Consider the following 12,665-nt stretch of genomic DNA (forward strand, 5'->3'; position numbering starts at 1 on the left):
TGCCTTTTAATCGAGTCAACGATCAGTCGAATCGAGAGTTCATTTTCCTCTGTACTGCGCTTCGAACAGGCGCCGATCACTCTGGATTGGGCGTTGAGTCGTGACGTGGGCTAAGGCCCAACACTGAAAGGAGCTTTGAAATGACCGTCCCTGAAAAGCTGTCCGCCAAAGAAAAAAGACTGCTCAGTCACAGGAAAAAAAAACGTAGCGGTCCTCTGGAAAGATTGAAACCGCCCACACTGGAAAACATCGTATTGCTACCGGAAACGGACGATGACCCGGGTAATCAACTTCATTCCAGGGATCGAGGCCTTGAGATGAAGCTGAAGATCCCAAAGTTTCCAGTTGCATTCTATCCGGACGGCTCAAATATCACCGTACAAGCACGGTTTAATGGCGAGCTGGTAGGGGTCATACTGAGCGATACTACGCCTTTACCTGACGAGTGGTTCGAACAAACACTGACAGTGCCGGAAGGCCTTACGGCCACTGAGGGTGAGCACAAAGTGGGGTACAGTGTTCGCTATAGAGGAAACGATGACGAATCGGATCCGCTGCTGGACATCCGGGTAGACACTACTCCTCCTAATCCTGCCACTGAGGTCATTGTTCCGACCCGGATCAAAACCGAGGGTATTACTGCCGAGTACTTTACCGAAGAAGGAGTCGACCACGTCCTGGTGGGATACTTGCCGACCTACCCCGTTGCAAAAATCGGAGACGTCGTTGAGTTCATGTTCAAGGAGGTCGGGAAACCGGACGATCAGGCGACGCTCATCGAGCGCTTGACCCTTCCAGATCCGTTGAACACAAGAAAACTGACCAAATCCTTGATCGGGATAGACGAAGGAGAAATCGAGTTATTTGTCTATGTGACTGATCGCAAGGGGAACAAAAGTTCTGCTTCGCCGAAACTTAAAGTTGATGTGGCACTATTCCCTGCCCCGACTGGAGAGTCAGAGACCGTTGAACTGCATGATGATGATGGCATCATTTTGTTCGAGGATGCACGCCAGCCGGTGAGGGCCATTCTCGACTATTTGAATTTCAAACAAAATGATAAGTGGCGGTTGGTGGTTGATCACCAGGCACCGCCATTGGAACCCGATGTAAGTGCTGTTCCGTTTCCCCATACATTGACTTACCGGTATCTTTACAATGATAACGATGGTCCGAAGGAAGTTGATTTTGAGTGGCAAATAAGACGCGGAAACAAGCTTTATCCGACTACTGGACCCCATAGCCGGAAACTGACGATCGACCTGAGAAAGCCGGGCGAACAGCCCGACCCCGATAATCCCGGTATGCCTGGCACGCCTGATCCGAAGTTGCCGCTGATAACGGTTCAGGGCGTAGATGTGTTACGGCCAAACTACCTGAGCAAGCTGGATGCAGATCGGGGCGCAGACGCGTTCGTGAGTATCTATAAAGGACACAAGAAAGGCGATGTTATACAGCTCTATTATAACGGATCTGCAATCGACGAAGCGGATGGTGGCGTTATCGAACTGGATGGTACTGAAACCGACGAGAAGATTCTGGAATTTAGAATTCCCGCTCGTTATATCAAGGCCAGCCGAAACAATAAGGAAACACGTACCGAATACGTTGTCAGTCATGATCTAAACTCCACAGTGGCGTGGTCGGATGTGCAAAAAGTCGAGGTTTATGTTAACGAGGCTCCCCTGCCACAGCCTGATTTTGCCATTACTGATGATTATGGCGATGGCCCAGAGTTGTATTGCGGATCTTTAAAACACAACGCTGATCTGGGCACGATGGCCGTTGAAGTCAAGTTTCCGCCAAAGGCAGATCTAAAAGACACCCAAGTTATCTTTCAGGTTATCGGGTACGAAAATACACAGGATGGGGATGGCAATAATGTGCCGGGCCTGAAGTTGCCAGAAGCTGAGGATATCGTGACAAAAACGCCGAACGCGGAAGAGGCCGCTGCAGGTTTTAGCGTATTTTTCACTTATCACGTCTTCCAAAAAATCAAGAACGGTTGGTGTGAGATCTTTTGCCATGCCGCTCAGGAGGGGCATGAGACAACGTCCGAAGCTCGGTTGTTCCGGGTGGGCATGGAGCTCGCGGGGGGGGATTTCTGCCGTTTTACCTGATCGAAAAAACGAGAGGCGCTTAGGCGCCTCTCGTTTTTCATTACGTTATCCGCTGTGTTGAAAATCAGCTTGGGTAATGAGGATTCTTAAAGTGCGATTGGAGATTAATCCTACATTTTTTTGTAGGAAGTGACGCTATCTTGCGCCCCCTTCATAGTCCTCCAGTTGGTTTTATTCGGTGAGGACGGATTGATCAACAGGACATGAGCATGACAACTGACAACGTAACGTTACGCCCACCTTTTATTTCAGCTTCCAACGGGATGCTGGCATTAGTGCCAGCATTTTTTTTGATGAGCTCGACAGCGCTCGCTGCCGTGATCGTCGACAATGGATCCACCCTGGATATCGATTCAACGGCTGCACCTGACTTTTATTCGGTGAAAAACAACAGCACGCTGAACATGACCGAGGCGACCACCCGAAGTATCACTGTCCAGACCGGCTCTGCCCTGAACATCAATGGCGCGACCGTCACCGGCAATCCGGGTCAGGACGGGATAATCATCAACACCAGCCGCGCAACCATTGACCGGGCGACGGTCAGCAGCGACGCCATTGCGCTGCTGGTCAATCGCACGTCACGAGGAACATCAGGCTCGACCGTGACCGCGGCCAACAGCGTATTCAGTGGTGGCTTCGCCGGTGCCATGGTGACAGGTTTCAGTACCCTCGCGCTGATCAACTCCGAAGTCACCGGAACGGGCGCAGGCAGCTTTGGCCTGGTCGTGGCGGGAGGCTCCGTCAACGCATCCGGCAATACACGTATCAGCGGTGAAGCCGCAGGTGTGCGAATTGAAACGGATCCACTCGTGAGCACTGCGTCGCTGGTGCTGGACGGCTCAAGCGTCGTGGGCCGCGATGGGCCGGCGATTCAAGTGGACGACGGTGTCGACGCCAGTATCGAAGTGTTGAACGGTTCCACGCTGGCGGGCAGTAACGGCAACCTGCTGGAAGTACTGGGGGCATCGACGGCCAGCATGAGAGTGGCCGGCAGCGCCTTGCAAGGCAACGTGCAAGTCACTGACGCCAGCACCGCCAACCTGACGTTTGATCGAGGCCAGATGACTGGCGACGTGGTGGTCGAAGACGGTTCTACCGCCAATGTCACCCTGCAAAACGGCTCGCAGTTTATCGGTCGCCTGGATAACGTCACGGGCGTCACTCTAAGTCAATCGAACTGGACCATGACCGGCAATGACACCATCGGCAGCCTGAGCATGGATGGCGGCCGAGTTGATTTCGGTGATGCTGGGGGGGCATATCGTCAGCTGAACGTTGGAACCCTCGATGGCACCGGCACCTTTGCCATGAAGGGCGATTTCTCTACCGGTGCCGGTGATTTTCTCAATGTGCCCGGCGCAGCCAATGGTCAATTCGGCCTGGAAGTCGCGGCTTCCGGCACGGATGCAGTGGCCACGCAACCATTGGCACTGGTACGCACCGCCAGCGGCACTGCACAGTTTTCGCTGGTCGGCGGGCGGGTGGATCTGGGCACCTGGTCCTACGATCTGGCGAGTGCCACCGATGGCAACGGCGGTACGGAATGGTTCCTCGACCCCGCCACCAAAACGGTCAGCTCCGGCGCCCAGACAGCGATGGCGCTGTTCCGCACCGCGACGACCATTTCCTATGGCGAGCTGAAGTCACTCGAAAGTCGCATGGGTGACTTGCAATCGGACGGCAAGTTGCATGGCGTTTGGGTACGACCTTATGGCAACAAATACAACGTTGGCGAGGGCGCGGGTGTGGCCTATCAACAGCGGCAACAGGGTGTTTCCATGGGCGCCGACACCCGTCTGGGCGATGGTCCGTGGAGCGTCGGGGTGCTGGCCGGTTACAGTCAGTCGGACATTGATCTCAAAGGTGGAAGCAGCGCAACGGTCGACAGCTTTTACGCCGGTCCATACGTTGGTTGGCAGGCTCCGGACAGCGACTACTACGTCGATGGTGCACTGAAATTCAACCATTTCCGCAACGATTCGAAAGTCCGTTTGAGCGACGGAACCCGCGCCAAAGGTGACTACAGCAACTCGGCGGTCAGCGCCCTGGTGGAAGTCGGCCGCAACATCCGGCTGGAGGATAATTGGCTGGTCAAACCTTCCGCCCAGTTGTCGGCCGCCGTCATCGAGGGCGCGAGCTATGACCTGGACAATGGCATGGACGCCGACGGCGACCGGACACGTTCGTTGCGCGCCAAGCTGGGTGTCGCTGCCGGTCGTGATTTCAAGATGGGCGGCGGTACCGTCGTGCAGCCCTACGGGCGTGTCGCGATGGTTCATGAGTTTGCCAACAATGACAACGTGCATGTCAACGGCAACGAGCTCAACAGCGATTTGTCGGGCAGTGGTTTTGAGGTGGGGGGCGGAGTGGCTGTTTCCCTGCGGTCTAATGTACGGCTGAGTGCGGACCTCGACTACGGCAAAGGGAAACATTACGAACAGCCATGGTCGATGACGCTGGGGCTGAGCTACGGGTTTTGATGGCTTGGTATAAAGGAATGAAAAAAACCGCGTAAAGCGGTTTTTTTCGTTTGTCAGTTAAACCAGGTTTTACGAGTTCATGACATTCGTTATCCTATTATCATAATGTTATCCGAATGTACCAGGCTTGCGAAGTCTGGCCATCCGAACTTTTTAACTCGAACTTGTAATGAGAAGCTCCGGGCGAATGTGAGCCAGTGTTTACGTGAAACCACCCTCGCGCATCAGCTTCTTTTCTACCTGCCCAAGTGCCTTCACGATACAGATTGACTTCCTTGTTTGGCGGAGCACCGTAGCCGTTGAAAGTAAACACTTCGTGTTGGGACACACTTCCGAAATTCGGAATGGGGTTTCCCGAGCGGTCGGTGACGTTAAGTATGGTCAACTTGCTGCCATCGACCACAGTGAACGTCCGGGGTGGGTGTGAAACATCGTCCTTGACCTTGGCGGTAATGCTATATTTTTTATAGGACAAATCGGAATCCGGACTGCCGCTCCATTCCCCTTTTTGATTAGTTAATGAAAAACCGATGTACTCGTCACCATTCCACAGTTCGACTCGCTGTCCCGGAGTGGCCTCACCGTTAAAGTCCGGGTTTCTGTCAATTGTATACCCCTCCTCGAGAACGGGCACACCATGGGAGTCAACAACGTTTTTGATGACGGGATGGATGTGCTGTACCCCGGTAGTAATCGTCCAGGAATTAGACTCGGCATTGTCACCATAGTCTGCCACCGCGATGAACTCATACTTGGTATCGTAGTTCAGATTAGGAATGAATCTGACCCATCTGCCCTCATGGTCGGTCGGTTCCGGTCTCGGGTCGATGTCTTCGTTGATTTTTAGCTTGATCGCCGCGTTCGGCGCCGCATTACCCCTGACAAATACATAGTTGTATGGGGTTGTACCGTTGTCCTCGATCAGGCCGTCCGAATCGAATACACGGGTATTGTGCGGCTGGATGATGGATTCCACCCTAAAGGTGCGAGGCGGATGGGTGGTTTCGTTGTCGCCATAGTTCGCCTTAGCGGTCAGGCTGTAGAAACCGTCTGTCACATGGAGCAGAAAATTCCAGATGCCATCGACGGGATCGGCAATTGCGATGGCATCTTTTATCGGCTCCTCGCCATTGAATAGCTGAATGCTCTCACCGGGCCGGGCCTTTCCAAGGATGAGCAACGGACTCTTGTTGGTGGTCTCACCTTCATCGACAGGGGTGCCGTCTTCGGATACGAGGACGTTATCCAGGCTCAGCGTGACGTCCAGCACCACGTGAAAGGTGTGGGGCGGGGTGGAAGTCTCGCCATTGCCATAAAGCGCCTCGACGGTAAGTTTGTAGGTGCGCGGAGTCACATCAAGTAAGATTTCCCAGTATCCGCTCTCCTCGTCGGTGGGTGTGATTGTTTCACCGATAGGCTTGTCATGATCGCGCAATTGCACACGTCTGCCTGGCCTGGCATAGCCGCTGATCTTTACCTTTTTCTCGTAGGTGGTGTCGCCGTCAAGGATCGGCCCCTTGGAGCCGACGACTTCATCCAGGCTCAGCTTGACATCCTCCTTCACGAAAAAGGGATAGGGCGGCTCGGAAATTTCACCCTCGCCATAAAGCGCCTTGGCTCTAAGGCGGTACTCATTGGGGGTGGGCACCTCAAGATCGATTTCCCAGAGTCCGTCTTCCTCCCGGGCGGTCCCTGTTGCTCCGTCGATAAGGGTGTCGTAATTGAGCAGCTGCACCTGTTCGCCGGGCCAGGCATTGCCGCGGACCGTAACCATTTCATCGTAGGTGTAGCCGTCTTCAGGGATCACCCTCTGGGAGTCGGAGACCTCATATAGAATCAGTTTTACATCCGATACGACACGGAAGTTGAACACATCGGACTCTTTACCATTGGCTGCCCTGATCTTGATCTTGTAGGTGCCAACGGCGAGTCCATCGAGGGTGAGTCTGAAAAAGCCGTCAGGCTTAACGTTGATTTTGTCGCCCGTGGTTGTGTCGCCATTGAACGCTTCAACTTCCATATCGGGAGGTGCGAAGCCGGAGAACTCCAGCGAGTCACCGGGGTAGGGATCGCCATCGTTAATCGGGCCATTCTCGCCGATGACTTTATCGATGATCGGCGTCTCGCTCGCCAGGACGATCTCATACGCTGGGCGGGAGAAGTTATAAGGCGGATCCAGCTCCGCAGCGATAAGTTTGTAGCGCTTGAAGGCCGACAGTGTGTGCGATTTGATCCAGCTTCCTGAACTTCCGCTGGTCACCTCAGTGAGGTGATCTATGTCATCGCGAATCTCGAGTTTCCTCACTGAGTTGCCCGTACCCTTGAAGGTCAGGGTTTTGGAATAAGTTATGGCGCCTCTGCCAACGGTGCTACCTTCTTCGTCCAGGACTGCTTCGAAGATTAATTCCGCTGTTGTTTCACTCTGTGTTTCTGACGTAATTGTGGAAGTATTCGGTGGTTTAGCAGTCATGATGATGACTCCGGGCATGAAAAGTGAATGTGCCCGAGTGATTTAAAACCTGGTCCGAAAGCTTGCCTACTGTCATAAATAACAGGTGCGAGGTGGTTTCCGATCAATGGTCGACATGCATTGGCTGCATTGGTTTCGGCAGCCCGATCAGTTGCCTCCCGTCCCGAATACAACCAGCTCCCGGATGAGACCACTTTTCCGTTCGGTGTTTTGCTGGATGTATTTAACTCCACTTGCTGTTGAGGGGGACGAAGTAGACTAAGGCTCAAGTATTCCGGGTGGCTGCTGTGATAGTTGCCAGGTGTTTGTTGTTTTTGGGGAGTGGCTGGCGTTACTGGCATGGAAAGATGTTTTCTTATTGCTATTTATTCTGATGTAACTGGTATTTTTGACAGTGACGCTTATGTGTATGTCTTTTTAGAGTGGTGTTTCTTCTTTTGGATGTATAGATTTTAAGAGGTGGCATCATGACGGCTGCAGCTGGTTTTTCAAAAACTAAAAGTTCTCCCTGGGAGGAGGCAATTTTTTGTATTAATGATGCAAACGTACCGTGGAACTCGCCAGGTATCGGACTTCGTCGCGGGCAGTCAAATAAATTAACCGTCCAAGCGCCCTGGCTTAACGGAACTCAAATCAATCTGGGGTTGGTGAGTGACGAAGGACTGGTCATCGGAGCCTCGCCTGAATTCGGTAAATGGGTGCCAGAGAACGGCGATAAAGCAGAGTGGGAACTGAAGCCTGATAATGTAAGCGGGCGTGTCAGACTGGTGTTTTTTAGCCGGAAGTTTGAGCAGATTCATGAGTTTCCGTGTTGGGTACTGTCGTCCAACCTGTCTGATGAAGGGTACGCTACATTGGGTAGTACCGTTACACCAATACCGGCAGACGCGAAAAAGTTTTGGCCGGGCACAGGCAGAACCCTCAATTTTCGGGCTAAACCCGGTAGCCCCATCGCAGGCTTTCCACTGATGTTGAAGGTGCAAGCCAAACAGCCCGGGGCCGATCCGGTGACCAGCAGACCCCTCGTGATGACACCCACCACGGATCAGGAGTGGTCTCTGACCGCCGTAACGGAAGCCCGAGAGGTCGCTTTTGATCTCATCATTTCGGGGCAAGGGATGACGCCCCTTACAGTATCGGACTGCTTCAGGTTCTCCTCAAACCTTTTGGATTACGCCACGATCAAGCTGAATGGCGTGGAGGTTCCTGCTGACGGAGCACGGTTCAAGGGCGATACACCAGGAACGCTGAGTGTCGCTGCTAAACCGGGCGGCCCATCACTGGATTCATTGTATTTATACTGGGAAAAAGGCGGTGGACAGCTCAATGGAAATTACTTCAAGAGCGATCCCGGCTTCACTTTTCCAAACGGCAGTATGACTTGGGATATAACTTGCCCAGAACGAACGAGTGGTGAGTTTGCATTGAGGATTAGAAAGGTTTTTGGTGCCACACAGACCAGCTTTCGTTGTTTGCTGGTGCCATAATCCATGTAGTTGATGCATTTGGGGATGGCTCCGTTGATTGGGGCATCCCCAAATACTTCACATCGGCTGCGGCGGTCCGATCAAACGCCCCATTACGCCAAATACCCCCAGCGCCCTGATCTCCTCCAACTCCCCTTGGGTTTCTACCTGCTCCGCAATCAACGGCAAATCAATGCTGTGGGTTGCGCGAAAGATCGCGTCGATGAACAGTCGTTTGTCAGGCTGTTCGTCGATGTTGCGAATGTACGCCCCATCGATTTTCAGGTACGCCAACCCCAATTGGGTGAGGTTGCCGATCTGGCTGAAGCGCCCGCCAAAGTGTTGCAGGCCGATGCGATAACCGGTGTTCAGCAGGCTGTGGCTCAAACGCTGCAGTTCTTCGGGGGAGGGCAACTGGCGCTCGTCGATTTCCAGGGTCAGCAGCGGTGCCAGCTCCGGAAGGGAGTCGAGCAGGTCGAGGATTGTTCGCCATTGCACCGGATCGCGCAGGGTGCTCCCGTACAGGCTCAGTGCCAAGGGCCTGCGGTTGACCACCAGCTCGTCCAGCGTGGCTTCGAGCATGGCCAGGTCGAAGCGTGCGGACCAGCCGAGACGCTCGATCCACGGCAGGAAATGCCCGGCGGCAATCGCTTCGCCCTGTGGATCGAGCAGGCGTGCCAGCACTTTGTTATGCAGCACCTGGCGGGTGTCGGCGCATTGCACGACGGGCTGGAAGTACAACTGCATCTTGCCTTCGGTCAAGGCGTCGTCGATCCAGGTGCGCCAGTCGTGCTGGGAGTGATTCGGCGCGGTGTCATGGTGGCCCAGATATACCCAGGGTCGCTCGGGACGCTGCCGGGATTCGGTCAATGCCTGATCAAGGCGCAGCAGTACGTTGCCCATCGGCTCTCCGGGGCGATAGGCGACAACGCCCAGATGGGCGACGGGCATGCAATCGCTGGCGCCGGTCAGGCGCAGGTTTTCCAGGCTGATGCTGACATCGGCGGCCAGGCGCGCGGCGCTTTCGGCGTCCAGACCCGGCGTCAGCAGGCTGAACTCCCCACCGCGATTGCGCGCCGCCAGCCAGGTGCGACGTTCCGGCAATTGAGTCAGGCGTCTGAGCAGTTCGCCGGCGGCGCTGATCAGTGCGTCCGTTCGTTGGCCCCCCAGTCGCTGGTTGAGCCCGTTCAGGTCATTGATCCGCAACATCAGCAGATGGCCATCGCGGCTCTGTTCGCACACTCTCAAGTGGTCGGCCAGTTGTTCGTCGAGCAGGCGCCGGTTGGCCAGGCCGGTAAGGCTGTCCAGATAGGATTCGGCCCGCAGTTTTTCGCTGCGTGCAGCCTCTTCGACAAATAGCGCCTTGAGCTTTTCGACCATCTGGTTCATGGCCAGCACTACCCGTTTCAGCTCCGGTGTGCGTGGCAGGTTGGGCAGGCTGAGAAACTCGCGTTTACTGATGGCTTCGGCTTGTCGGACCATGCTGTCGAGCGGGCGGAATTGCCTGCGCAGCATCCATCCTCCAATCACCGCACTGAGCAACCCGCATAACAGCAACCAGATCAGGCTGCCGAGGGTGCTGTCCCAGAGCTTGGCCAGGGCGAATTGCGGATTGCTCAGCACTTCGACCCGCGCCAGCTGTTCCCAGCCGCGCATGACCAAGGCGTCGCCACCTTCCGGGCGCAGGTTGACCAGGTTGACGAACCAGTCAGGCACGCCGTCGATTTTTGTCGGAGTGCTGCGCTCTACCAGGGTTTGTTGATCCTTGAGCCTGATCACGCGGATGCTGTTGAAATAGCCGCTGTCGAAAATCGAACTGACCATCAGCTCCATCATTGCCGGGTCATCGACCTGTGCCGTCAGCGACAGCCCCAGCGCGGTGGCCGCGTCCTGGGCGTGGGCACGCAGCTGACTGAGCGTTTGCTCGCGGGAGCTTTCGAGGCTGGAAAAAAAACTGCCGCTGAACGCCACCAGCAGGAACAGGCAGATGGCCAGGAACAGCTGTTTACGCAGTGTCATGTCTCGCTCCTTGCCATGGCGGTTAGCCGTCGCCGATGTCGAACCCTTCGCTCTGCATCTTTTTCAACACGTCCTGCCAGCGCGACAGCTTCTTCGAGTCGCTGCTGCGTTGCCCGCCGTTCTTGCCCGGCAGGTACAGGCCTTCGGCGTTGAAGGCGTACACCGGCAGCAAGTCTTTGCGTTGGGAGGCGGGGCGGATATCGCCGATCAGGTTGTCCAGCACCAGTGGATCGGCCGTGGGAGCGCTGTAGAACGTCAGCACCATGTGCGCCTGGTTCTGGCTCAGAGCCTTGACGTAGGTGATGCGCAGTTTTTCGCTGGGAAAACCGAGTCGGCGCAGGCTGAAATACTTCGCCAGCGCGTAGTCTTCGCAATCGGCGGCACCCTTGATCAGGGCTTCGACGGGCGTGGCCCAGTAATCGGTCTGTTGCCAGATGCGCGTGTCATCCTGGAAATTCAACTGCTGATTGAAGAAGCGGTTCACCGCGTTGAGCTGCTCACGTTCGGGTGCACCGCGTGCACTTTGCAGCATCTGACTCCACGCCTCGATCCGGTTCCGTGCCGGTCCCAGCGGGCCGTAGCGTTTTTCCACGGTTTGCAGGATCTGCGCAAAATCCCAGTCGGCCCGGACGCCACTGAAAACGGTCAGTAGCAAACCGGCCAGCAGCAACCAGCCGCCGAGCCGAAGTCGGAGCGCTGGCCATCCTGGACTACGCAGACTGCGGGCCATGTCTGGCTGCTCGAGTGTAGGTTCGTGGAGTTTAGGTGGAGATTGTGCAGGGGGAGGGCAGGTCGTCGGGTTGCCTACAGCACCTGTGGCGAGGGAGCTTGCTCCCGCTCGGCTGCGCAGCAGTCGCAGAACAGGTGAGCGCGGTGTACCAGGGGAACCTGGATCGAATGGTTTGGGGGTCGCTTCGCAACCCAGCGGGAGCAAGCTCCCTCGCCACAAGACTTCAGGATTTGCGCAGGGTTTTTTGCCTGAGGATATAGATCGTCACCAGCACCGCACTGGTCAGCATGAATCCCCGTGCCCAAGGCAGCGGCACCAGATAGCAGGAGAACAGGATGCTCGCCCACATCAGGCCGATGGCGTAAACCTTGCCCTTGAGCGGAATGCCGTTGCCGTCGAGGTAATCGCGAATCCACGGACCCAGCCGCGGATGCTCGACCAGCCATTGATAGAAGCGCGGCGAACTGCGGGCAAAACAGGCGGCCGCCAGCAGCAGGAAGGGGGTGGTGGGCAATACCGGCAGGAAAATCCCGATGACCCCCAACGCTACGCTCAGCCAGCCGATGGCCAGCAGCACGTAGCGCAACATCAGGGGGCGGTTGCCTATGGGGTTGTCCATAGGCAGAACCTTAGTGGTGACGGGGTTTGAGAATCGCCGGTTTTTCGTCTGGCGCGTTGCACAGCAGGTACAGCGCGGTCAGGGCTTCCGGGATCTGCACGATCATGTCGTCCATCAGGTTGGCGTCGGCGGCAATGTCGGAGAACTCCGGTTGCTCGTCGAACAGGCCCGAACCGACCATGATCGGCAGCAGCATTTCGCTGACTTCGTCTTCGGCGGTTTCAAACCAGGCTTCTTCGCGCAGGAACACGCCCTCCATGAAGCCGATGCACCAGCCGCGCAGTTCGGAATCGTCCGGGTCGTCGCCCAGGTCCAGGTCGCACGGCAACTCGAACTCCTCGTCGGAGGCCAGTTGGCGGGCGATGTGGGCCTTGAGGCCGATCAGCGTGGCTTCGATCTCTTCGCGCTGGGCTTCGCCACTGTAATGCGGCTCTTCGGCGAACAGTGCGTCGATCCATTCACGGTCCGGGACCACTTCGGAACAGATCGACAGCGCAGTGAGGTAGCCGTGGGCGGCCACGTAGTCCAGCGCCTCGTCATGCAGTTCATCAGCGTCGAGGAAGACTTGCAGGCGGGTTAGTTGCTCAGCGAAGGACATTAAAGGACTACCTTGGGGAATGTTCGATGCGGGAATTCTAGGCCTTCTTGAGCGCTTGGGCCAGCCGCACGGCATATTTGCCCATGGTCTCTCCCCGTAGGAGCTGCCGAAGGCTCGGTCCGCGCTCGGGCGATCTTTTGATTTTTCTTTTTAAAGACAA

The 12,665-nt window shown here is 55.8% G+C and carries 8 protein-coding genes; 3 read left to right on the plus strand and 5 right to left on the minus strand.

Annotated elements, in window-relative coordinates:
- Window positions 1-140: 140 nt before the first annotated feature.
- Window positions 141-2,120 (plus strand): hypothetical protein, encoded by a 1,980-nt coding sequence (locus C9422_RS08360; protein WP_116580310.1) that lies wholly within the window; start codon window positions 141-143, stop codon window positions 2,118-2,120.
- A gap of 293 nt (window positions 2,121-2,413) precedes the next feature.
- Window positions 2,414-4,603, plus strand: coding sequence for an autotransporter outer membrane beta-barrel domain-containing protein (locus C9422_RS08365; RefSeq protein ID WP_256589882.1), 2,190 nt, complete (start codon window positions 2,414-2,416; stop codon window positions 4,601-4,603).
- A 100-nt stretch (window positions 4,604-4,703) separates the two neighbouring features.
- Here C9422_RS08365 and C9422_RS08370 read toward each other — a convergent pair whose 3' ends face one another.
- Complete coding sequence (locus C9422_RS08370; RefSeq protein ID WP_116580312.1) at window positions 4,704-7,073, minus strand: hypothetical protein; 2,370 nt, start codon at window positions 7,071-7,073, stop codon at window positions 4,704-4,706.
- A gap of 467 nt (window positions 7,074-7,540) precedes the next feature.
- Between C9422_RS08370 and C9422_RS31990 the strand changes: the two genes are divergently transcribed.
- The gene (locus tag C9422_RS31990) at window positions 7,541-8,560 is read left to right on the plus strand and encodes a hypothetical protein (protein ID WP_133249000.1); all 1,020 of its coding nucleotides are present in this window, start codon (window positions 7,541-7,543) and stop codon (window positions 8,558-8,560) included.
- Between the two features lie 57 nt (window positions 8,561-8,617).
- Here C9422_RS31990 and lapD read toward each other — a convergent pair whose 3' ends face one another.
- The 4 genes from lapD to C9422_RS08400 form a co-directional block, all read right to left on the minus strand.
- The gene (gene lapD, locus C9422_RS08385) at window positions 8,618-10,558 is read right to left on the minus strand and encodes a cyclic di-GMP receptor LapD (RefSeq protein WP_116580315.1); all 1,941 of its coding nucleotides are present in this window, start codon (window positions 10,556-10,558) and stop codon (window positions 8,618-8,620) included.
- Window positions 10,559-10,580: 22 nt separating this feature from the next.
- Window positions 10,581-11,288 carry a cysteine protease LapG gene (lapG, locus tag C9422_RS08390; protein ID WP_116580316.1) on the minus strand — a complete coding sequence of 236 codons (708 nt, stop codon included), beginning with the start codon at window positions 11,286-11,288 and terminating at the stop codon, window positions 10,581-10,583.
- 223 nt (window positions 11,289-11,511) lie between these two features.
- A complete protein-coding gene (locus C9422_RS08395) occupies window positions 11,512-11,907 on the minus strand; it encodes a YbaN family protein (protein ID WP_007975274.1) in 396 nt (131 codons plus the stop codon).
- A 10-nt stretch (window positions 11,908-11,917) separates the two neighbouring features.
- Complete coding sequence (locus C9422_RS08400; RefSeq protein WP_007975277.1) at window positions 11,918-12,505, minus strand: YecA family protein; 588 nt, start codon at window positions 12,503-12,505, stop codon at window positions 11,918-11,920.
- Window positions 12,506-12,665 lie beyond the last annotated feature (160 nt).

The organism is Pseudomonas sp. B1(2018) (assembly GCF_003097365.1).
Lineage (GTDB): Bacteria > Pseudomonadota > Gammaproteobacteria > Pseudomonadales > Pseudomonadaceae > Aquipseudomonas > Aquipseudomonas laurylsulfatiphila.